At 42.2% G+C, this 22,486-nt stretch carries 17 protein-coding genes and 3 pseudogenes; 5 read left to right on the top strand and 15 right to left on the bottom strand.

The genetic code is table 11. From position 1 onward, the window contains the following. Positions 1–250: 250 nt before the first annotated feature. The 5 genes from DXD92_RS18035 to DXD92_RS18015 form a co-directional block, all read right to left on the bottom strand. Complete coding sequence (locus DXD92_RS18035; RefSeq protein ID WP_118601752.1) at positions 251–715, bottom strand: low molecular weight protein-tyrosine-phosphatase; 465 nt, start codon at positions 713–715, stop codon at positions 251–253. Between the two features lie 131 nt (positions 716–846). Further along, a complete protein-coding gene (locus DXD92_RS18030) occupies positions 847–1,590 on the bottom strand; it encodes a restriction endonuclease (RefSeq protein WP_021859843.1) in 744 nt (247 codons plus the stop codon). A 105-nt stretch (positions 1,591–1,695) separates the two neighbouring features. Then, complete coding sequence (locus tag DXD92_RS18025) at positions 1,696–2,214, bottom strand: hypothetical protein (RefSeq protein ID WP_021859842.1); 519 nt, start codon at positions 2,212–2,214, stop codon at positions 1,696–1,698. Between the two features lie 63 nt (positions 2,215–2,277). Next, positions 2,278–3,114 (bottom strand): DUF2971 domain-containing protein, encoded by an 837-nt coding sequence (locus tag DXD92_RS18020; protein ID WP_021859841.1) that lies wholly within the window; start codon positions 3,112–3,114, stop codon positions 2,278–2,280. A gap of 685 nt (positions 3,115–3,799) precedes the next feature. Next, complete coding sequence (locus tag DXD92_RS18015; RefSeq protein WP_055059592.1) at positions 3,800–4,024, bottom strand: hypothetical protein; 225 nt, start codon at positions 4,022–4,024, stop codon at positions 3,800–3,802. A 179-nt stretch (positions 4,025–4,203) separates the two neighbouring features. Here DXD92_RS18015 and DXD92_RS18010 point away from each other — a divergent pair, with 179 nt between their 5' ends. Then, complete coding sequence (locus tag DXD92_RS18010; protein WP_118601753.1) at positions 4,204–5,352, top strand: SLC13 family permease; 1,149 nt, start codon at positions 4,204–4,206, stop codon at positions 5,350–5,352. Positions 5,353–5,737: 385 nt separating this feature from the next. On the opposite strand, the pseudogene DXD92_RS18005 reads toward DXD92_RS18010, so the two are convergent. The 9 genes and pseudogenes from DXD92_RS18005 to DXD92_RS17965 all read right to left on the bottom strand — a co-directional run. Next, positions 5,738–5,948, bottom strand: a pseudogene (locus DXD92_RS18005) (hypothetical protein); the annotation flags it as partial. Between the two features lie 20 nt (positions 5,949–5,968). Further along, a complete protein-coding gene (locus DXD92_RS18000) occupies positions 5,969–7,711 on the bottom strand; it encodes an extracellular solute-binding protein (RefSeq protein ID WP_117761812.1) in 1,743 nt (580 codons plus the stop codon). Next, positions 7,708–9,417: a sensor histidine kinase gene (locus DXD92_RS17995; protein WP_117761811.1), complete on the bottom strand. Its 1,710-nt coding sequence runs from the start codon at positions 9,415–9,417 to the stop codon at positions 7,708–7,710. Before DXD92_RS17995 ends, DXD92_RS18000 begins: the two co-directional genes overlap by 4 nt. After that, positions 9,380–10,939, bottom strand: coding sequence for a response regulator transcription factor (locus DXD92_RS17990; protein WP_117761810.1), 1,560 nt, complete (start codon positions 10,937–10,939; stop codon positions 9,380–9,382). The genes DXD92_RS17995 and DXD92_RS17990 overlap by 38 nt, the downstream gene beginning before the upstream one ends. Positions 10,940–11,086: 147 nt before the next feature. Beyond that, complete coding sequence (locus DXD92_RS17985; RefSeq protein ID WP_117761809.1) at positions 11,087–11,923, bottom strand: carbohydrate ABC transporter permease; 837 nt, start codon at positions 11,921–11,923, stop codon at positions 11,087–11,089. Beyond that, the gene (locus DXD92_RS17980) at positions 11,923–12,765 is read right to left on the bottom strand and encodes a carbohydrate ABC transporter permease (RefSeq protein ID WP_117761808.1); all 843 of its coding nucleotides are present in this window, start codon (positions 12,763–12,765) and stop codon (positions 11,923–11,925) included. Before DXD92_RS17980 ends, DXD92_RS17985 begins: the two co-directional genes overlap by 1 nt. A gap of 169 nt (positions 12,766–12,934) precedes the next feature. Continuing rightward, the gene (locus DXD92_RS17975; RefSeq protein ID WP_055222161.1) at positions 12,935–14,272 is read right to left on the bottom strand and encodes an ABC transporter substrate-binding protein; all 1,338 of its coding nucleotides are present in this window, start codon (positions 14,270–14,272) and stop codon (positions 12,935–12,937) included. Positions 14,273–14,553: 281 nt separating this feature from the next. Continuing rightward, positions 14,554–15,813 carry an IS110 family transposase gene (locus DXD92_RS17970; RefSeq protein WP_117761807.1) on the bottom strand — a complete coding sequence of 420 codons (1,260 nt, stop codon included), beginning with the start codon at positions 15,811–15,813 and terminating at the stop codon, positions 14,554–14,556. A gap of 565 nt (positions 15,814–16,378) precedes the next feature. Further along, the gene (locus DXD92_RS17965; protein ID WP_158565833.1) at positions 16,379–16,849 is read right to left on the bottom strand and encodes a LysR substrate-binding domain-containing protein; all 471 of its coding nucleotides are present in this window, start codon (positions 16,847–16,849) and stop codon (positions 16,379–16,381) included. Between DXD92_RS17965 and DXD92_RS17960 the strand changes: the two genes are divergently transcribed. Continuing rightward, positions 16,809–17,192 carry a putative sulfate exporter family transporter gene (locus DXD92_RS17960; protein ID WP_117761805.1) on the top strand — a complete coding sequence of 128 codons (384 nt, stop codon included), beginning with the start codon at positions 16,809–16,811 and terminating at the stop codon, positions 17,190–17,192. The genes DXD92_RS17965 and DXD92_RS17960 overlap by 41 nt on opposite strands. Before the next feature lie 78 nt (positions 17,193–17,270). On the opposite strand, the pseudogene DXD92_RS17955 reads toward DXD92_RS17960, so the two are convergent. Beyond that, positions 17,271–17,482, bottom strand: a pseudogene (locus tag DXD92_RS17955) (transposase); the annotation flags it as partial. 195 nt (positions 17,483–17,677) lie between these two features. Here DXD92_RS17955 and DXD92_RS17950 point away from each other — a divergent pair. The 3 genes and pseudogenes from DXD92_RS17950 to DXD92_RS17940 all read left to right on the top strand — a co-directional run. Beyond that, positions 17,678–19,861 (top strand): helix-turn-helix domain-containing protein, encoded by a 2,184-nt coding sequence (locus tag DXD92_RS17950; RefSeq protein WP_117761804.1) that lies wholly within the window; start codon positions 17,678–17,680, stop codon positions 19,859–19,861. A 69-nt stretch (positions 19,862–19,930) separates the two neighbouring features. Further along, positions 19,931–21,082, top strand: a complete 1,152-nt coding sequence (locus DXD92_RS17945; protein WP_117510865.1) for a Gfo/Idh/MocA family protein — start codon at positions 19,931–19,933, stop codon at positions 21,080–21,082. Positions 21,083–21,320: 238 nt separating this feature from the next. Continuing rightward, a pseudogene (locus DXD92_RS17940) lies at positions 21,321–22,274 on the top strand (IS91 family transposase); the annotation flags it as partial. Positions 22,275–22,486: the final 212 nt, after the last annotated feature.

The raw sequence follows: 22,486 nt of genomic DNA, 5'->3' as shown, positions 1-22,486 counted from the left end.
TGGCGCTCCGTTCCTCTGGAACGGATGCGCAGTTCTTGCGGAATATGCATTATGGCATAACTTGAAGTGAATAAAAAGGTACTCGTATTCTACCGTTTACATGTTTTCTATGCAGTTATCATACCATATCTGTCTGGTTACGTCTAATTGCTAATTTTTTTGAGTGGCTATAGGATTTTCTTATAGTAAAAGGCCAGTGCCGCATTCTCTGCAAATGAGCACTGGCCTTGTTTTCGGCGCTTTTTGTTTTTCAGATTTTTCCTTCCCGGCGCAGATACGCCAGAAAGCCGTTGCATCCCTCCACGACATCGCGGTACGTCGCCTCAAAATCTCCCGTATACCACGGATCCGCAATATCGCGGCCGGAACCGGTGAAGGAAAGAAATTTGTAAACCTTTCCATCCGGATCATTTTTCAGCATCCGGTTCAGATTGCGGATATTCGCGGTATCCATGCCGATGATGTAGTCGGCGCGCTCGTAATCCTTCCATGTAATCTGCTTTGCGTGATGCGGCACGAGCGGAATGTGCTCCTCGCGCAGTTTATTGACTGTCCCGTAGTGCGGCGGATTGCCGATCTCCTCGCGGCTGGTGGCGAAGCTGTCGATTTCAAAATTGTGGGCAAGGCCGAGGGAATTTACTTTGTGGGTGAATACGCTCTCAGCAAGAGTCGAGCGGCAAATATTGCCGTGGCAAACAAATAGTATTTTTATCATGTTCTTATATCTCCTTAAATCGTCACATTTCCTTGTATTTGAAAGTTCTTTACAATTTTCATTTTTCTTATAGTTTCTGTATCTTCTTATAAACCCTCATATTTTGGCTATCAAAAGTTGTAAAATAGGTATTAATATATATACTCTTCTTTTAATTTTTCTTTCGGTATGATAACCATTGGCACATCTGTTTCTCCTTCTTTCCAATATGGCACATAAAACACCGCTGCTTCAACACCCAAAACTTCCATTTGAGCTACAAATCCTTTTAATTGATACTGAGATACCCCTCTAACCACCCAATTTTCTGCATCTAGTAATTTTTCCCTCATTTTTTCTGCAATTACTTTAGAATAGAAGAATGGTACTATCGGCTTTCCTTCTGGCAAAGAAAAATAGGTTCCTGTTATTTCACCTGATTGTATTTCCATTAATGTCCAGAAAGGAGCCCCTTGAGTGGCTTCATCTGGAAGAAATGCCTCTTTAATTACACCAGCAACTATTTCTCCTAAAGAAGGTAAGTCTTTTGTTTCCATTAAATGAATGCCATTGGATTCTGCAAATTGTTTTGCGCCTTCTTGATAACCTGATTTAGCCACCATCATCCCCGAAATATTATTCAAATCATTTAATTTTGACAAAAACTCTCCCACCTCACCTTTACTTACAGGAGTATTCCAATCTTTGCATTCTATAGCAATACGATGTCTCATATTCAAATGCTGAAATTCATAGTATACATCAAACTCATGCTTAACTCCCGATTTTCCTATTACTGATACATTAGATGATACCATTGCACCTTCATCCATAAAATCCAACAATTTTTGATATACAAATTGTACATAATTTTCCAATTCTTTTCCTGCCTTCATACTGTTTTTTCCTCGTATTATATCTTCATATCGAAATATCTTTTAAAAGTTGTAAAACTCTCCCTATTTTACAACTAACCGATTACATGCTTGTTCACTTTATTCCTAAAACAGCGTATCAATATTCAAGTCTTGATATGCTTCTGTTTCACTAATTAGCATTTGTAAAAACTCATAAGTTCTTATCTGCGTACAATATCTTTTAGAAAGTTTATCTCCAAAATCTAATGTAATATAGACTTTCTTACGCTTTGAAAAATATACATCACAATGAGTAATATATTTTACCATTCTAGTGGCATTAGCACTAATTTTACAATAAGAATTCGGAGCAACAAAAAATTCAATATTATCTGCTAGCAAATCATCTTGAATGTCTAACATTTCTATAACACAAAATGATTTTCTACTCCATTTTCCACTATACAAAATTATACGATTTATAAACTGTCCTTTTTGACTATTGTTCGTTACAACAAATGTAGGTTTTTTATCCACGTTATACATAAAAGAAAAATAAATATTGAATTTTCTCATATATGGTAACATTGCAATACACCCTACCATAAATGTAATTAATATTCCTAAAATTTGCCCTATGGCACTAATTGCTTCCCAATTCATTATTTTTTACTCCTCCAGCAGTATGAATTTTAGGTTAGTAAAAAACTCAATCTATAATACATTTTATCTTATTTTCAGAACACTTTCTGTATATACGGCTTGTGGACAATATTCTTTAATCAACGCAATAGCTAATATTTTTTCCGCTTCACTCATTTTAGGTCCAAATACAATTTCTATTTCTTCTAGCACTTTATCATCTATTTCTAAAAACAATTGATTATATGGTGGCTTTGATAATGTGTCCTCAATTCTTCTAATTTGTTCTTGATGTTTTTCAAAACTAGCCGGATAAGCCTCTTTTAATCCCATAGGAGAAAGTGAAATTATATATCTCCACTCTTTCTGAAAAGCCCAATTTGTTCTTTTAAATCGTCCTATATCTTTTAATGAATAGGAAATAGATATATTACCCTGGGTAATATCAGACATTGTTTTGGCTTCCAAAAACTTTTTAACTGCATCTTCACAAGATTCTGTTCTAATTTTGGGAAATAACTTATCTTGAGAATCTGTATATTCAATCTTTTCTAAATGTGGTTCTGTAGAAACAATACTAGCCTTGTTTTCTTCGTATATTTTCTTCAAATTTATATATGTATCTACATCTTCAGATAAAAAATATTCTCCTTTTTTAAATCTATATTTTTTAAACGGAAATTCAGGCATTCGTATTCTAACGCCATGCATATTCGGTGTATATAAATTCCACAAAGGTATAGATTCCTCTGAATCTTCAGTCCAGCAACTCACATAGACAAATTTTCCAAACTTCCCCATATCTTCTGTTTCTGCTTCATCAAGGTCATCAACGTACAACAAGTTATTAAAGCAAATTGTTTTATTTCTCAAAATCAAAGCTAATGTTTCTAAACTTGTATAATGGTATAAATATTTCATTCTCTACTATCTCCTTTTTCGTCATATCGGAACATTTTTCAAAAGTTGTAAAATCGTTGTAATACACTCTCCTATTGTAAGGAAATCTGCATAAAATAAGGAGATTTGGGCAAAAGAAAAACTCCTGCCGTGGCAGATGAATAATATTTTTATCATTGTTTTGTTTCTCCTTGTTTTGACCCGGAATGCCCTATTTTGCAAGGGATTCCGGGGTTATTGTAAAATACTCTGAAATTACAGATTATGGCAAATCAGAGCAGAACCCTGCAAGTTGTTACTACCTGTTAGTAGTAAAATTAGTAGTAAAAGGGAAAGGGTTACTACTAAGGATTGTTTATTAAAAAAGCTGTTGTATCTACTGACACAACGTAAGTAGGTAATCATCCGTATCTGTTTTTTTGTTTTTTATTCTGCTACAATCTCCTTTTTGTATAAGTACAGTCCTTTGACTGCCTGACATATACAAAAGATACGATATGAACAAATGAAATGTTAGTTTTTGTACGGGGTATCGTTCGCCATTATGTCGCTTTCACTGGAAGTAATCTGCTTTACCAGTTGGAAAAATCCCTTCAAGTCCGTAAAGTTGTTGTATCCTCCAGTGCAATCGTTCAATCCTTTTGCAGAACGGACGAGAAATCCCTTAGAGTTCATCATGTCGAAATCTATGAGGTGGTTCCTGCATTCATGGAATGAAAAATATGCATACTTTTTTTGTTTCGTTGTCCTTAAAATATCCGCACATATCGTAATGCCCCGTCTCAAAGGTAATAAGCCTTAATCCATATTTTGCGGCATTAATTTTCATGCTCTTTTTCATGTCATTTGCAAAATCTATAAATTCCTTGGAATTTTTCCCATAGTCATCTTTTATTGTTTTTCCCTGATATTTTCTGTATAGTTCTTCCAAAACGTTTTCTTTTCATATTCTGAACTTTTGAAATGATGTCGCCATTGATAACATTTTTATTATACAGGAATGAGGCGGTAATCGCAAACACAATCCACAATACAAAATGGTATTCTTTTTTTCTGGATGTTTCTGTGATATACTTATACGCGGTCGTATCAGACCGGAAAGGAAATATTATGTTACAAAAATTATATGTTTTTTTCAGGAAAGAAACCGTTTTGTCAATTGCAGTGATCCTGGCGCTTCTTTCTATGTTCTGGGTCAGACCGGATAAGGCTTATTTTACTTATATCGATTTCAGGACTCTCGGGCTCCTCTTCTGTTTGATGGCAATTGTAGCTGGTTTGAAGGCTGTTGGTGTTTTTGATATACTTGCCAAAAAATTGCTGATGGGAACATCGGGAACTGTGGGTGTGATCAGGCTGTTGGTACTCTTATGTTTCTTCCTGTCAATGGTGATCACCAATGATGTGGCATTGATTACTTTTGTTCCTCTTGCACTGATCATTGTGCATAAACTGCCAAAGGAACTGGGCAATTACTGGCTTCTTAAAATAGTAGCCATGCAGACAATCGCCGCTAATCTCGGAAGCATGCTCACACCAATCGGAAATCCGCAGAACCTTTATCTATATGCCAGAGCAGGGATGTCCGCGGCAGAATTAATAACCCTGATGCTTCCCTATTCCGCCACAGCACTTATCCTTCTTCTGATATGGATACAGGTAGCCGCTGCCAAAGCACCTCACGTATGCGGTTCCGAAAAAGATAAAACTCTTTTGGGATTCTCTGACAGAAAAGAACTTAACATGGAATACCTAGCCGCTTACCTGATCTTATTTACAATCTGCCTGCTCACTGTTGCACGTATCATTCCATACCAGATTCCTCTTGTATTGGTTCTTATATATATGCTGCTAAGAAACAGGGAAAATATAAGCAGGGTGGATTACTCCCTGCTTGCCACCTTTATCGCATTATTTATTTTTATCGGCAACCTTGGAAGGATTCCGCAATTCAGCAGTTTTCTGGAAAGAATCATGGCAGGAAGGGAAACACTTACTGCTGTTCTTGCCAGTCAGATTATGAGCAATGTTCCCGCTGCGCTTCTTTTATCCGGCTTTACAGATAATTACCGGGCTTTAATTGTCGGAACCAATATTGGAGGTCTCGGCACTCTGATTGCATCCATGGCAAGCCTGATAAGTTTCAAATATATTGCAAAAGAAAACAGGAATCTGAGAGGGAAGTATTTGGGAATATTCACAGCCTCCAATATTATATTCATGATATTCATGTTAATATTGTATTTTTTTCTTAAATAAAGGTTTTCCCGGAATTACAAAAGCTATAGCAATTCTTTCTTCGCAAAAAATTCTCCGCGGCACTCTCCCATCCTGGAAGAAAAGCCGCGGAGAAATAAATATATTTTCGGTGCCAATACAAAGATCATTAATCTTTACACCACTTTACAACTTTTTCATAAAAAATATCGTACAGGGCTTTCTGATGTATAATGAGTTTGCTCCAAAACATTCCAAAGGAAAGTGACCCTGTACGACAAAGACATTATACAACGAAAAGACTCTGACTGGTAGACTTCACAAATATTTTTTGATTTATTTTGAAACTTTTTCTGCTCCAACGTAAGTAGGTAATCATCCGTATCTGTTTTTTTGTTTTTTTGTTTTTTATTCTGCTACAATCTCCTTTTTCTTCAGAGATATAAGCTTCCGCTGTTTTCTCAATCGGTTCCTTTGTCTTCTACAATGTGATCCAATGCAGCCAGCGGCTCAAGTCCTTTCTCCTTCGCGATTGTCGCACGTGTGCGGCGCTTTGGACGATATGGGCGATACAGGTCTTCTACTGCCACAAGCGTTTCCGCTGCCAGAATCTGTTTCTTTAATTCTTCTGTCAGTCTCTGATTAATATCCAAGCTTTTTAGTTCTTTCCACTTTCATAGGCGTTCTGCACCCGTTCGGTCAGCACTTTTCCACCGTTTGCATACCATTCTATCACAAAAGTATCAAAGTAATCCACTGGTTTCTCCCCACTAATGATCTGAAGAAATGCTTCCTGTTCCAGTTCCTGTAATTCTTGCGGAATTTCTGCATTTACATTTTCCAGAGGCAATGTCGATGTACTTGTTATTCCTGCCTTCTGCAGTTCCCCCACAGCCTGAATTCTTGACGCATACGCCGCCCATCCATTCGCGGTTGTCAGCTGTCCATTCAAGTAAGATTTACATGTATTAAAATAAGACTTTTCCAAACCGCTAAGCTCTGATACATCAAGCGTCTTATCCAGTGCTGCCTGAATATGTTCTGTCGTACGGTAAAGTGCATCCTCATAATCCACATTAATATTCAGTGGCCGGGCCGTCGGATCTACATTAATAGAAAAATAATCATTCACTTCTCTTGCCGCACTATCATTTGCATATCTAGACTGATCAAAAATCGCACTCACATACTTTGCTACAATTTCCGGATGCTCATATCCTTTACGCACCACCACATACATCCACTGGTCATACGATTCAAAAACTGATATCTTCTGCGTCTCATTTACCTGTTCTTTGTCTAAAAGATACGGTTTCCACTCTGCATTTGAATCGACATTATATGCTGCACTCAACGGGTTATTCGGAGCCCACCAGCGTCCATAGATAGCACCGCAATGTCCGGTTTTTAACAGATCATCTATGTTTTCCGTCTTTCGTAGCAGGAATCTCTGGTCGAGTATCTCATCCTCATATAGATTGTGAAGTTTCAAAAGCGCTTCTTTTGTTTCCTGTGTTACTGACCCATAAACTACATTTCCATTTTTATCCAGGATCCAGTGACATGGCATTGCACCGGCATGTATAAAAGTTGCATCCACTCCATAAGTCTGATCCGCACCGGCAACCACGTCTGTACTACAGGCAAGGCCGATTGTCTGACCGTCTCCTGCTGCATCCTGTTCTACAAATGCCCGGATCACTTCCAACGCTTCTCCTACTGTTTCCGGTTCCTTTAATCCCAACTTCTCAATCCAGTCTTTCCGCAGCCAAAGAAGCGGAGTTCCATCGTCAATCACCGTATTCGGAAATGCATATAGCTTTCCATCCACGGTTGCAGACTGTAAAAGAGAATCTCCATAACTTTCATACATTTCTTTGATCGTATCTGTCGTACACTCTTCATACGTTTCTGTAAGTTCTTCGATCAGGCCTGCTTCAATCAGGCGGAGCAGGTTATCTCTTCCCTTCACAACAAGCACGTCTGGAATATCACGATCTTCAATCGCTACATTGACCGCCTCTTCATAAGTATTGCCATCCTGCAATTCAAAGACATCTTCATTCTGAATATTAAGTATTTTCTTCAAATATCTCGTATATGCATTATTTTCGTACGTATCTCCTACAGGAAGATTCGAATTATTCGCCCCTGCAATCTTGCCAAGTGTATAGGTAACAGTCTCAGGATATTTCCCAAGTGGTGTATGCATCGCTTTATACATCAGCTTTCTTTTCACTTTAACTGCATTGCTTGCACCAGACTCACTTTGAGATGCTTTTAACTGTTCCATCTGTCTTTGACTTTCCTTCGTCTCAAAATAGGTTCCGCACCAAAGCATCAGCAATAAAATTAATGCAAGATGGGCTGAGAGAATTCGCTTTTTCATATCGTTTTTCATAACACCTTCGCCTCCGTGTTCTTCGGAATCCGGATAAAGACCCGCGTTCCTTTTCCTGGAGTACTTTCTATCTTCATCTCACCTTTTTCTCCATAAAGGACATGGATTCTGTCACAGACATTTCGCACACCATAACCGGAGGACTGATATGTCAGAATCTGATCCGCCTTCTCCTGCGTCATTCCCGCACCATTGTCCCTGATTTCAAAGAAAATGTGCTCAGCCTCTTCACGAATCGTCAGCCACAACGTCGGATTCTCATTATCTGACACATCAATTCCATGATCGATTGCATTTTCTGCAAGTGGCTGCAGGATCAACTTCGGTATCAGATAATCATTAAGACCATCCGAAATCTGTTCAACCACACGGAACTCGTTATCATGCATAACAAGTTGGATTTTGAGATATGCACGGATGTTATCAATTTCTTTTGCCACTGTGGTCATTGTTTCACCACGATTCAGGCTTGTCCGATAATAAGTAGACAGTGCCAATGTCACATGACTGATTTCATCCTCACCCGCTTCAATTGCTTTCCAGTTGATGATTGAAAGCGAATTATAAAGGAAATGTGGATTGATCTGTGCCTGCAGTGCTCTCATCTCACTGTTCTGAAGCTGGATCTTACTCTCATATACTTCTGAGATCAAATGGTTCATCTGATCCATCATGCGCCGAAATGACCGGATCAGCACACCCACCTCGTCTTTGGATTTACTCTGCACGGTAACTTTACGAAGTCCCATATTGATCAGGTTCATATTTTCAGTCAATAACTCCAACTGCGATACCATACGGAGGGAAAAAACATATCCCAGAAAACTCAGAAGAAGAACACTGATCAAAATAATCGGAATATTTTTGAGCAAAAGCTTATGGATTGCGTTTTCACTTACTGCCTTTGGACGATAGATATAGAAATTCCATCCTGTATCCTTCATTGTCCGCTGTACCAGATAATAATTCTCACTGATATCTTTCGGACTCTCAATATCCTTCGGACGATATTTCTTATCCATAGAACACTCGGCATAGACAATATTTCCATTATCATCCTGAATCATGCCTCCTGTATTATCTGTAAGCTGGCTCATGAATGGTTCAAGAACTTTTTCATAATCCAGACGCATCTCCAACACCGCTTTGATCGTATCATTGTCATAGAATTTCCGACTGGCAATGATTGATTTATTCACACCGCGAGTGATGCTCCACTGCATTAATGTTCCCTCATTCAACCTGGAATACCACTGTTGATTCTCCGCTTCCGACATTGGAAGAAGTGTATCTCCATGTGGCACTTCTATATTGTCAGAATATAATGTAATGCTCTGGATCTCTTTGTGATAGATCGTCGGCATCTGCAACAGTGGATCAGCCACCTTCACATATTTCAAATACTTCTCATAATCCGACTCTGTCTCCACATCAAAAATATTCCTGAGATTTTGAGAATAAGACAGATAATCAACCAGGTTCTTATAGATCTGAGACTGATTCTCAATCGAACTCACTGACTGTTCCAACATTTTCTCCAGATTGTACTGTTCCTTCTCTCGCAATTGATTCATCATGCCATACTGCATGGAAAAAGCAAGGAATCCTACCGGAACCAGTCCTGCAATCAGCATCAAAACAGACAGTTTTTTACGAAATTTCAGATTTTCAAATCGATGGATCAACTTCCGTATTTGTTTTTTCATCCGCCGCTATTCCTTTCCTGCATGCTTCCGGTGTATCTCCGAAAAACTCTCTGAAACTTCTGCAGAAGTATGAGTTATTGGAAAATCCTACTTCTTTCGCAATTTGGGAGATTTTCATATTCGTTGTCTCTAAAAGCTCTTTTGCTTTATTCATTCGCACTTCACGGATAAAACGGTTCAGTGTCATCCCTGTTTCTTCTTTAAATACAGCACTTAAATATCCCGGTGACAGAAAAACCATTGCGGAAAGTGTCTCTGCTCCCAGATCCTTTTCCTTATAATGGTGATAAATATATCCCTTCACGGTTGTAACTTCTGATCGGAACCCATCTTCCTGCTCTTGTATGCAATGTTCATATTCCTGAAGTACTTCTTCTACTATAGCAATCACATCATTAAGGTTTCTGCAACGATATAATCGATCCACTCTCTTTGAAAGCATCTTTTCATCCAGCCCTTCCATCTGGTCGAGCAATTCTTTCATAATTCCAGAAAATACAAACTTTATATACATATCCGAAAATTGCTTATGCGCACGATATTTTTCTTCCAGTCTCTGAAAATCCTGACGGAGATGTGGCAGATCTTTATATTGAATATCTTTCGTAATCTGTTCCATGATTTCAGAATCTTCTGCTGGATCAGCTTTCTTCTCTTCCTGCTTCTCCCCGTGGAAAAACAGATGCTGACGTGGCTGATAGAACTGCTCTTCTAACATTCCTTCCAGCACCTTAAATTCCTCTGCCAGATTTTTTCCATCTTCGATTTCCTCACTGACTGCAAAATAACATTCACTGTCAAACTGGTGCGCAAAAAAACGGTACATTTTCTCTACGATTCCATGATAATCTGCATATTTTTCCGTGAACAAAAAGATGGATTCGTTCGAATTCAGATTCACATAATGAAACTCTCTCTGCACCTCTTCCTTCAGGCTCATCAGGAAATGTTCCTCTTCCGTTTCGAAGAATCCATTTGAGGCACTGACAAGAACCATACGGGTAAATTGGGACAGATCATCTTCCATTCCATCTGTAAGTTTCTTAAACTGAACAAAATCTTCCTCTTTTCCCCCATACAGATATTTCAGTAAAAAGTATTTTTTCAGATAATCTTCTTTCTTTTCCTGCTGCTCTTTTTTCTCTATCTTGGAAGAAATATTTTCCATCACTCGTTGAAAAGTCTTATGGAATTCCTCCGGATCAACCGGCTTCAGAACATAGTCTACAACTCCATACCGCAATGCTTCTCTTGCATAAGAGAAATCATTATATCCGCTGAAGATCACGATTTCCATATCCGGATGATCTTCTCTCACTGCTTTCGTCAGCTCCAGTCCATTCATATAAGGCATCTTTACATCCGAAAATAAAATATCCACATGGTTTGATTCTAATACTCCCAGTGCATCCTTTCCATTCGTTGCTTCTAGGATCTGGAATTCTCCTTCCTCCCTCTTTAACAGAAAGCGGATTCCCCTTCGCTCCAGTTTTTCATCATCCACGATCAATATTGTAATCATTTCCCCACGCCTCCCACACGTTCACTTTACATTTTCACTATTCCTTTTATAACGTCCGAAAACAGCAGGGAATGTTCACTCACTCTCTGCTGTCTTTTTTTAATTTTTATAATTCTATTTTAATTCATTTTTTAGACAATGTCCACACTAGCCTTTAACCGCTCCGGCTACAACGCCTTCGATAATATATCTCTGGCAGAACAGGTAGAAGATGATAATCGGCACAATTGCAAGAACCAGAGTTCCCATCATTGCTCCCATATCTACAGAACCGTATCCACCTTTCAGATACTGAACTGCCATCGGCACTGTCTTATATTTTCTCTGATCCAGTACAAGTGATGGAAGCAGGTAGTCGTTCCAAATCCACATTGCCTGAAGAATTGTAACTGTTACGCAAGTCGGCTTGGCAATCGGAAGTACAATTTTAAAGAATGTCTGGATTGGTGTACATCCATCAATCATTGCAGCCTCTTCAATCTCCAATGGAATGGATTTCATGAACCCGGTAAACATAAAGACGGAAAGTCCTGCACCAAATCCAAGGTAGATCACAACCAGTCCCCACGGATTTCCCATATGAAGCATATTTGCGATCTTGGATAATGTAAACATTTCCATCTGGAATGGCACGATCATTGCAAACAGGCAAAGCATGTAAAGGATCTTTGTAAATTTTGTCTTCACGCGGCAGATATACCATGCACACATGGAGCAACATAAGATAATCACTGCTACAGATAAGATTGTGATAAATAAACTCCATCCAAATGCCTGAATCAGCTGTGTCTGCTTAATACCACGGATATAGTTCTCTAATCCGACATACATCTTTCCGGTCGGTATCTTGAACGGTGCTTTACTGATATAGGCTTTTTTCTTAAAGGAGTTGATAAATACCAGTATGATCGGATACAGATACAGCAGGCTGAGTAGTGTAAAAATAACGGTTAATAATGTACCATGTTTTACTTTTTTATTCATTACTGCTGCACCTCCTTTGATGTTGTCAGTTTATTCTGGATCAATGCAATCACTCCTACGATAATAAAGAAGATAACTGCTTTCGCCTGTCCTACACCTTCCCAGCCAGTTCTTCCATAGAATGTATTATAGATATTCAGGGCAAGCATTTCTGACATCTTGTCCGGTCCACCGTTTGTCAATGCAAGGTTCTGGTCGAAAAGTTTAAATCCGTTTGTAAGTGTCAGGAAAGTACAGATTGTAATGGATGGCATAACCATCGGAATTGTAACATATCTTAAAAGCTGTACTTTATTCGCTCCATCAATCTGTGCTGCCTCGATCAGCTCTCCAGGAATATTCTGGATTCCTGAGATGTAGATGATCATCATGTATCCAACCTGCTGCCAGAGCATCAGGATAACCAATCCCCAGAAACCATATTTTGAAGAATATGTAAGTGTTTTCTGGAAATGTGCCAGAATACCATTTAATAACAGCTGCCATACATATCCAAGTACAATACCACCGATCAGGTTCGGCATAAAAAATACAGTACGGAAAATATTGGTTCCCTTAATATTCTTTGTCAAAAGCATTGCTACCGCAAATGCAAAAATGTTGATCAATAATACTGTCACAATTGTAAATAATGCGGTAAACCAAAGAGAGTGAAGAAAATCTCCGTCTCCAAGGATCTTTGCATAGTTGCTAAGTCCAATAAATTTAGCGTCTGTCACCGTTGTGAACTTGCAGAACGAAAGATATACGCCTAACACAAACGGTGCAAGGAAACCTATCGTGAATGCAATCAGCGTCGGTAATACAAATACCGGAAAATATCTCTTTATTGCTTTTTGCATGTTCTTCTCCTCCTGTCTTTCTTTTCTGTAAAAAGCCTTTCTGCGCCTTTGCTTTTCACAATTCTAATTACATAATTTCAGCCTGCCCCGGTATGCTCGTTGGCAGGCTGTTTGATCTTCTTCTCTATTTCACAGCCTTTTTATCTGCCTATCCTGTGAAAAGTCTTTTTTATTCGTTTGCTGCTGCGTATTCTTCAGCCCATCCATCAACAAATGCTGTCTGTACACTATCCCATGCGCCTGTACCCTGTGCATAGTTCAGAAGAGCTCCACCAAGATTGTTTTTCCAGTTCTCAGATGGCATTGTTGTAAAGTTCCAGCTTACTGGTGTCTTTCCTGCCTCTGTATACTCAGCATTTGCTTTTACAAGCGGGTTGTCCGGAAGGTAATCTGAGAATGTTGTGAACGGTGTTACAAATCCCATCTCGTTAGCCAGCATGTCACGACCTTCATCGCTCTCAACTACCCATTTCATAAAATCAAGTGTTGCCTGAATGTCTTCTTCTGAAGCGTTCTTATTTACACACCAGTAGTTCTCAGATCCTGTACAAAGTCCCTGATTTTCTTCTCCATCAACTCCGATGTAGATTGGAAGCATTCCCATATCTTCATCTGCTACTTCATTATCTTTGATATCATTGTAAGCCCATGTACCATTCTGATAGAATACTGCTTCGCCAAGTGCAAATTCACTTGCTGCGTCATCTCCTGTCTTAGAAGAAATCATAGATGGCTCACATGTAGAGTTGTTCAGATACAGATCCCAGATCTGTTTGTAGTTGTCAAGGTATGTTCCTTTGATTGCATCTGTGCTGTCAATTCCGTCTGCCTTATACTCATAGTAGATTGGAAGATTTGCAAGGTGTGTCTTGAATCTCCAGTCAGAGGAAGAATCCATTCCTGCTGAAGTAAAAGCTCCTTCTACTCCAAGATCATCTTTGTGTGCCTGAATCTCTTCTGCAACTGTCTTAAGTGCCTGGAAGTTATTCAGATCATCAATTGATTTGATACTTGCATCCGGCAATTCGAAGTATTTGTTCAGAAGAGCTTTGTTGTAGATCAGACCATAAGTCTCAATAACATAAGCGATTCCATCTACTGCGTCGCCATCTTTTAATATATAATCGTCAGACTCGACATCTTTATAAACATCGCTGTCTGAAAGGTCATAGCAATAATTTTTCCATGTAGCAAGTCCAACCGGTCCGTTTACCTGGAACAATGTTGGTGCCTCATCTTTTGCCATCTCTGATTTCAACTGTGACTCGTAAGTTCCTGATGCTGCTGTCTGTACATCAACCTGAACACCCGTCTCATCTGTATACTCTTTTGCAAGTTCTACCCACTGGTCAGCCTGCTCTGGTTTAAAGTTCAGATAATAAACTTTTCCGGATGACTTATCTCCTTTCGCTGTTTCATCTCCGCTTGATGTGGCTCCACATCCTGCAAGCATTCCTCCTGCCATTGAAGCTGCAAGTACAAGTGCAAGAATCTTTTTCTTCTTCATAATTGAATCCTCCTTTTATGATTACTTTTCTTTGTTTTTCTTGATGATGTTATTATAAGAAAAAGTTCCAAAATAAGATATAATAAAATTCCAAGAAACATAACACTATTTCAAGATTATTGTAATTTTTGAAGATTTTGTGTATGATACAAGAGTTCGCCAAGAACCAAAAATGAAGTTTGAAACAAATAAGTAGAGAACAGCCACGAAATAGAGGGCATAGCAAACAAACCACCGGATTAGCTGGTTTTGAAAATTGAATATATAAACGCAACACCTAATTAGGAGACCGGCGAAGGCTCATCTTTAATGAGATACCCTCGTTGCCTTAGAAGATTAAGTGCCTGTGAAGTTGTAAGAACTTTTTCTTTTTTCACAGGACGTGATTCAAGAAAACCATCGGATGTATAAGGTTTTAAATCTGTGAGTATGTGCCAGATAGCGGTCAGGATCATACGGCAGCGTGCAATAATGGCTTTCTTGTGGCCACGACGTGTTTTGATACGCTTATAGCGGGTGGTAAATTCAAAATGTTTCTTCGATTTGATTAAAGCATTTGCAATCTGTACCAGAACTGGTTTAAAATAAGAACCAGTACAGGAAATCCGAGTGGATTTGATTTTACGGTCGCTCTTATCATTTCGGGGACAACATCCAGCCCAGGAGACGAGGTGTTTTGCTGTGAGGAAGACAGGCATATCACCACCAATCTCTGAAAGCACCTGAATTGCAGTCATTGGATTCTTATCGAATCCAGGAACCGTTCTTATTAAGTTTAAAGCAGCCTCGTATTTATCACTGAGACGAAGGATTTCCTGTTCTACTTCTGAAATGTGCTTTTGAAGTTCGTCTATGTGATCAAGGCACTGTCTGAGCTTTACATCCTGTTCTTTCGAGATATTACCATCAACGGCCGCCTGAATTTCTTCTATTGGAGTTTTACAGCGGCTGTCAACAAAGGGTGACACATCAAATTTTTCCCCAGGGTGCTGCAAAATCTGTTCCGTAATGGAACGGGAAGATTTCCCGAATACATCAGAAAAGACATCATCAAGCTTCAGATTGGAAACAGTAAGACAATTTTGGGCACGATTCTTCTCACCGGTAATCATACAGGTGAGTTTGAAACGGTATCTTACGAGATCCCTGAGTTCTCTGATGTCAGCAGGTGGAATAAAAGAAGGTTTCACCATGCCGCACATGTATAGATCACAGATCCATTTGGCATCTTTGCGGTCGGTCTTGTTTCCTTTCATGGGTTTGGTGTATTTCGGATGGGATAGAGTAACCCGGATTTTGTGTTGCTCTAAGATATTGAAAACAGGGATCCAATACTTGCCGGTAGATTCCATACAGACATCGTTACAGTTGTATTTAGCAAGCCAGACACACAGCTGATGCAAACCTTTAGAAAAGGAAGAAAAGCGAGCCTGCTTATACTCTGTACGATTATTGGAATCCGTGATACCGATACAGGCATAAATCCATGTTTTGTGGACATCAAGTCCACAGCAGTTAAATTTAAAAATTTTAAAAGACAAGTAACTACCTCCTGATAGCATAATGATAAAACGGACAGTGACTGGTCATCCGGCGAGATCGAGTCGACTTCGGAAGAGATAAGTTTCCGGGCTACAGTTATGCGCCACTCATTGATGCCTTAACGGATGACCGACAACATATAAATATGCGAGGTTGCCGCTATACAGCCCCGCCACTCACCTCCACGTGTTCTGTAGTGTGTCAGTCTTATGGAACCATCATATCAGAAGGGAACAAAAATAGAAAGTGAAGGTAACCAACACGTTTCATGGCGCATTGGTGGCTTTCGCAGAAAGACGGGAAATAAATATGGATAAATCCATGTTCATAATAATTCTTTCTCCATAGTCAGATAGTGCAGCTAACCTAAACCAAAACAAAAAACTTCATAAACAACGTCATGGCGAAGCCCCCTTCGCTCTTTTGTTATGTCATTTTTTATTTCCAGCCCATTATACACTATTTCTGACGATTTGAGAAATTTCCTATAAAGCAAAAAAGGCTCGGTGGGTGCAACACCGAGCTTTCGTTTTTCTATTAGAAACTATCTGACAAATCAGAGCTTTAGCAGGTTGCAAGAAATAGATCGGCTTTAGGTTCTGCAACCGAACGGTTAATATAAACAAGATTGAATTCACCAGTGATCTCCATGTCCTCCACTCTAAATGTTGCCAAGTCATTTCGGCAGTGGCTAATTGGTTCATATGCAAAAGTAATCAAATGATCCATTGCAACCAAGTCGCAAATAATAGAAAAATTACTGATGGACGAATGCCGACTGAAGCTGTCCAGTGAATAACCTCTTGCGGCCACGGCTTGTTCCTGAAGCATGTGTGTTCCGGAACCTTTCTCACGCACAAGCAGGCTTTCCTGAAGAACTTCCTCAAGAGAAACGGTTCTGCCTGCAAAAGAATGACGGCGGCTGCATATGCCCAAAAAGCTCTCTTTTTTATAGAGGCGGTGCGGATACTTTTCTTTATCGAACACGCCTTCAATTATTGCAAAGTCCACAGGCATCTGCGGTGGCTCTGCCATTGCCGCTATCGCCCCCACCATCGACGCGGACGACAACGACGTTGCCTACGCCATGTCCGCCACCTTCCTATTTGACATGGCGATGATCGTGCTGTTTCCCATCATGGGCCGGGCACTGGGTATGACGGATCAGGCCTTTGGCATCTGGGCAGGTACGGCGGTGAGCGGCACCAAGACTGCCAGCAAGTTCCTGATGGTCTGCGCACTGGCTGCCATCGGATTGAATACCTCCTTCGCCAGCATGAAGAAGGCTGGCATCCGCCCCATGATTCACGGTTTCATCATTTCTGCGCTGGTTGTAATTGTGGCGCTGCTAGTGGAGATGGGCATGGGAATCGTGTAAGAAAGCTACAAGACAATTGAGCAAAGCCACAGTTCAAAACAAAACTGTGGCTTTTGTCTTTGGATTGAGGAATGGCGTTACGTATTTGCTCGAATTACGCAGCTGATGGATGATGCAATTCTGAATTTCCGTCTTGGGAAATACAGCCCCAATCGCCGCAGAGAATCCCGTCAGGTTATCCGTGCAGGCAATGAAAATGTCCTCCACGCCTCGTTTTTTAGCCCGTTGAGTACCGTTGCCCAGTACTTGGCACTTTCGTTTTCTCCTACCCACATCCCCAACACGTCTTTTTTAAGGGCACAACGCACATATCCTTGCTCACTCTTTTTTCATTTTCTTGTTACGGTCTTTCGGGGCAACAGCCCCATCAAATCGCTTGTAAAGCGATTGTGCTTTCGAAAAAAGCATGATACGATATTGCCATAAGCAGTGATGTTGCAACACATAGCTACAATCTACAATAGTGAAAGGAGACGATCTCACCAATGCGATGCTCCCTTGTTTCCAACAAAATAATCCAAGCCCGTGAACGTTTGGGACTCACACAGCAGCAGTTAGCGGAAAAGCTTTGTGTAACCAACAAAGCCGTTTCCAAGTGGGAATGTGGCGTCACACTTCCTGACATCTCGCTTTTGGTGCCTCTATGCCGTGTTCTGGGTCTGACGGTGCAGGAACTGCTGGATGAATACGACGGCAAATTCGGTAATACCCCCGGCTGCCAGACCACGGAAGATCCTGCGCAGGACACGCTGTTTGCGGCGCAGCAGCACAGCCATTACCTGTATATCGATCTCAAAACCACCTCTACGGTGTCGCCCCATTTGTTTGGCCACAACCTGGAGCATACCAGAGCCAGCATCATGGATGGTCTCAGCGCCCAGATGATCCGCAACCGGAAGTTTGCCGGCGCTGCGGCGCGCAACGGCGTAGCGCTGGACTGGGAAGGCATCGGCGAATGCGTGTACTTTGCCAATGAACACCGCCTTCCCGGTAGCAACGCAAACGAAGCTTATGTATGTCATTACGCGCACAACGGCATGTGGCGGCGTAACGAATGTCAGTCCCAGATGATTCAGAACCCAATTCCGAATCAGGTGAGCGGTATCCGTCAAAAAGAGCTCTTCCTTCAAAAGGACAGGAGCTATCCGTTTGCCGTCGTTGTCAAAGTACAGCAGCCGCTGGATGTGCGCGTCGCGCTCACCAACGCCGATGGTACGCAGATTTATGCGGAAACCGTTTTTCCTGTTCAGCCCGTTCTAGCGAAGGAGGATGCACAGGAAGAGGTGGATGAATGGCAGCGCTTTGAGACGATTCTGACCCCCGGCGTCGACGATGCGCATGCCGTGATAAGCATTACCTACACGGAGCAGGCACAACTGCTCATCGGCGCAGTTTCCATGATGCCGGACAATCATTTCCATACCATGCGCAGGGACACCGTGGAAAAGCTCAAGGAAATCGGCGTGCGTCTGCTGCGCTGGCCGGGTGGCAACTTTGCCGGCGAATATCGCTGGCAGGATATGTTCCTGCATCCCGACAGGCGCGCTCCCATGGAGGGCTACATGGAAAATGAAACGCAGCCCTTTACACACGGCTATGACATGCATGAAATAGACACCGACGATTTTATTGCACTGTGCCGTGAGATCGGCGCGGAGCCCTTCCTCACCATCAATGCCGCCTGGGATTCCCCCGAAGTATGCGCCGCCTGGGTGGAATACTGCAACGGCCCTGCCGAGAGCAAATACGGCAGGCTGCGTGCCCAGCGCGGTCATCAGGAGCCCTACAATGTCAAATGGTGGTCGCTGGGCAACGAAATGGGTTATGGCCACATGGAGGGCGCAAATACGCCGGATGGATACGCATCGCTGGTGGAAACGCATGCGCGTGCCATGCTGAAGGTTACGCCGGATCTGAAATTTGTTTCTTCCGGCCCCTATCCGAATCAGGAGTGGGTAGATGTTTCCATCAAGAAGCTGGCTCCCATTGCGCCATACGTTTCTCTGCATACGTACAATTCAGTCCATTGGGACTTCACCTCTCCGGAGGGCATGGAGCGCTGCTATAACGAAATGATCCGCATGCCCATCCACAATCTAGGAATCCTGCGCAGGCTGCATGACATGCTCCCGGAAAAGACATTCATCTCCTACGATGAATGGAATCTGTGGAAAACATGGTGCCGCAATCCTTCCTCCATGGAGGGCATCTTCACTGCGCAGATGCTGCACATGTTCATGCATGAAAGCGAAAAACAGCGCATGCCCATGGCCTGCTACTTTGAGCCGGTTAACGAAGGCGCCATGCAGGTGCATCCGGATCATACCGAGCTGACGGCAACCGGTCAGGCCTTTGCGCTGCTCTCCCGGCATGCCGGCGGAAAGCTGTGTACGGTAGATGGTGTAGAAGACTTTGAAGTCGTTGCCACCATCGATGATCATCATGTGCTGACCCTGACGATGCTCAACCTGAACTGGCAGGAGGAAACTACTTACTCTCTGAATAAATGCGGAACAATTCTGGAAAACAAGGTACTTCAGGCCGAAAATCTGTTGCCTGGTACCCCGTTTACGGAAAATCCCCTGATGATTCATGTCAAGGATGATATTATCAAGGCGAAGCTTCCACCCCGCAGCGTTGCCTGTATCAGTATTTCACTCGTCGAATAACATACACGGAATGCAAAAAAAAATAAAATGAAAACAGCAAGTCGCTCACAGCATGAAAGGAGTAATTTTATGAAAAATGGAAAGTTGACGGTTGCCATCGTGGGCATGGGTTTCGGCAGCTGCTTCCTGCCCATCTATCTGAAGCATCCGGATGTGGAGCATGTCATTATGGTGGATACCAATCCGGACCAGCTGAAGGCGCTGGCAGATATGTACCTGCTGGACGAAAGCTACTACACCACCGACTTTGAAGCGGTATTGCAGAACCCGGATGTGGATGCGGTCCATCTGGTCATTCCGCCCGCGCTGCATGCGCCCATGTCGGTTCAGGTGCTCAACGCAGGCAAGCACTGCGCCTGCACCATCCCCATGGGTATGTCCATGAAGGAGCTGGAAGACGTTATCAAGGCGCGGAAGGCTTCCGGCAAACACTATATGTTCATGGAAACTTCCGTCTACACCCGCGAGTATCTGTATGTGAAGGAGCTGTACGAATCCGGCGCAATGGGCAAGCTGCAGTATATGCGCTGCGCCCACTATCAGGATATGGAGGGCTGGCCCTCTTACTGGGACGGCTTCCCGCCCCTGGCACATCCCACCCATGCCATCGGCCCCTGTTTTGCTCTGGCAGGGCAGCGTCCGGTCAGCGTCTTCGGCAGAGGCTCCGGCAAGGTCCGTCCGGAACTGGAAAAGCAGTACGGCTGCCCCTTCGCCTTTGAGTCTGCTCTGGTGGCCTTGGAGGATGGCGAGACGACCGTTGAAATGGAGCGCTTCCTGTACCATGTCGCCCGTGGCTACAGCGAATGCTTTAATATCTATGGTGAAAACAAGTCCTTTGAGTGGGATCAGCTCAACGGCGACAAACATGTGATGTTCAGCCGGGATCTGGTTTGGGAGAACGAGAACCGCGGCGGCAAGATCGATGAGGAATACGTTCAGGTCCCCGATTATGCCCATCTGCTTCCGGACGTCATTGGCCGGTTTACCTACGAAGTGGCCTATGACGAGGTCAATCCCCATCTGTCCTTCAAGCAGGGCGGCGGTCATGGCGGTTCCCATCCGCATCTGGTCCATGAGTTCGTTACCAGCATTCTGGAAGACAGAACTCCCTTCCCCTCCGATATCGATGCGGCCTACTGGACCGGCGTTGGTCTCCTGGCCCACGAAAGCGCCATGGAAGGCGGCACCGTAAAGTCGCTGCCCAAGTACGAAGAGCTGTAACGGGAGCCGGTAAAAACGCAGTCTCCCCAAAAAAGCCGAACCAATCGTTCTGCCTCAAATTGTCCATACAGCCAAGAGGGTTTGCCTTGATTTTGCCCAGCAATGCATCTTCAGCAAAGACCGCGGTCAAGGCTTCTCCCACAATAAAAAAGTGTCTGCGACACTCTCAACTCCCCTAACCCCTCATTCATGAGGGGAAGGGGTTTTCTTATCTCCTTCTTTATTGTAAAATTCTATTATGAATATATTACAATCCATCTTTACCGATTATTATGAACTCCATCCTCGTCCTGCTGTCATTGAAAATGTCAACAAGATGATTCATTGTGGTGACCCTTCTTACGGTGGTGCCATGTATGGCTGTCCTCACTGTGGAAATCTTAAATTTGTTCCCTTTCGCTGTAAAAGCCGTTTTTGCCCTTCCTGCGGAAACAAATACAACCAGCTTCGTTCTTTTCATATGTCCTGTAAGCTTGTTTCTTGCGTTCATCGCCATTGTGTTTTCACTATCCCAGCGGAACTTCGCGTTTATTTTCTCGAAGACAGGACTCTCTTAGATTGTTTATTTCATTCTGTTCGTGATGTTGTTTTACGCATGTTTTCCAAAATGAATAAAACCGAAAACTTTACTCCTGGGCTTATCTGTATTCTTCACACTTTTGGGCGTGATTTAAAATGGAATCCTCATATCCACGATCTCATCTCCGAGGGTGGGGCTGGTAACATCACTCCTTGGCGTCCTGTCAAACACTTTGATTACAGTTTCCTTCGTAATGCTTTCCGCAAAGTCCTGCTTGAACGACTTACCTCCCGCATTGGTCCGACTTTTCGCAAAGTCAAAAATGAAATGTACACGAAACACGCTGACGGCTTTTATGTCCGTGCAAAGCCAAATCTTTGCACTCCTGATATCACCATTAAATACATCAGCCGATACCTCGGCAGACCTGTTATTGCCACATCGCGTATTGATACTTATGACGGCAAAAATGTAACCTTTCATTACACCAGACACGAAGACAATAAAACTGTTACTGAAACCATTCCTGCTTTGAACTTCATTCAAAAACTCATTGTCCACATCTCCGAAAAACATTTTAAAATGCTTCGCTACTATGGGATATATGCCAAACATCATAAGCAGGAAATGAAGCTCCGTAAATGTATTTCTGCCGAAAAACAATGTTTCCTACATTCTAGTTAGCAACCACCTGTTCAACTGGTGGTTTATTATTAGCCCTCCAAAGGGCTATTGTTACTGCTCGCCCCAAAGGGCGGTATCGCAAGCACTTTTGCTAGCCCGCTATAAAGCGGTACTACTCGAATCTTCTCGTCTCGATTCTTCTGCTTACTCTTTTATATACTTTTGAACTGCTTCATCTGTTATATTGCCAATCGTTTCAA

It is taken from the genome of Blautia sp. TM10-2, assembly GCF_003480845.1.
Lineage (GTDB): Bacteria > Bacillota > Clostridia > Lachnospirales > Lachnospiraceae > Fusicatenibacter > Fusicatenibacter saccharivorans.
This window is presented reverse-complemented; position numbering and strand designations above follow the sequence as displayed.

Bases quoted from the DNA above. Each gene is read 5' to 3' on its own strand.
- DXD92_RS18000 (WP_117761812.1), bottom strand. From the start codon at position 7,711: ATGAAAAACGATATGAAAAAGCGAATTCTCTCAGCCCATCTTGCATTA.
- DXD92_RS18025 (WP_021859842.1), bottom strand. From the start codon at position 2,214: ATGAATTGGGAAGCAATTAGTGCCATAGGGCAAATTTTAGGAATATTA.
- DXD92_RS18020 (WP_021859841.1), bottom strand. From the start codon at position 3,114: ATGAAATATTTATACCATTATACAAGTTTAGAAACATTAGCTTTGATT.
- DXD92_RS17950 (WP_117761804.1), top strand. From the start codon at position 17,678: ATGCGATGCTCCCTTGTTTCCAACAAAATAATCCAAGCCCGTGAACGT.
- DXD92_RS17975 (WP_055222161.1), bottom strand. From the start codon at position 14,272: ATGAAGAAGAAAAAGATTCTTGCACTTGTACTTGCAGCTTCAATGGCA.
- DXD92_RS17945 (WP_117510865.1), top strand. From the start codon at position 19,931: ATGAAAAATGGAAAGTTGACGGTTGCCATCGTGGGCATGGGTTTCGGC.
- DXD92_RS17965 (WP_158565833.1), bottom strand. From the start codon at position 16,849: ATGGCAGAGCCACCGCAGATGCCTGTGGACTTTGCAATAATTGAAGGC.
- DXD92_RS17995 (WP_117761811.1), bottom strand. From the start codon at position 9,417: ATGAAAAAACAAATACGGAAGTTGATCCATCGATTTGAAAATCTGAAA.
- DXD92_RS18035 (WP_118601752.1), bottom strand. From the start codon at position 715: ATGATAAAAATACTATTTGTTTGCCACGGCAATATTTGCCGCTCGACT.
- DXD92_RS18030 (WP_021859843.1), bottom strand. From the start codon at position 1,590: ATGAAGGCAGGAAAAGAATTGGAAAATTATGTACAATTTGTATATCAA.
- DXD92_RS17990 (WP_117761810.1), bottom strand. From the start codon at position 10,939: ATGATTACAATATTGATCGTGGATGATGAAAAACTGGAGCGAAGGGGA.
- DXD92_RS17985 (WP_117761809.1), bottom strand. From the start codon at position 11,923: ATGAATAAAAAAGTAAAACATGGTACATTATTAACCGTTATTTTTACA.
- DXD92_RS18010 (WP_118601753.1), top strand. From the start codon at position 4,204: ATGTTACAAAAATTATATGTTTTTTTCAGGAAAGAAACCGTTTTGTCA.
- DXD92_RS17980 (WP_117761808.1), bottom strand. From the start codon at position 12,765: ATGCAAAAAGCAATAAAGAGATATTTTCCGGTATTTGTATTACCGACG.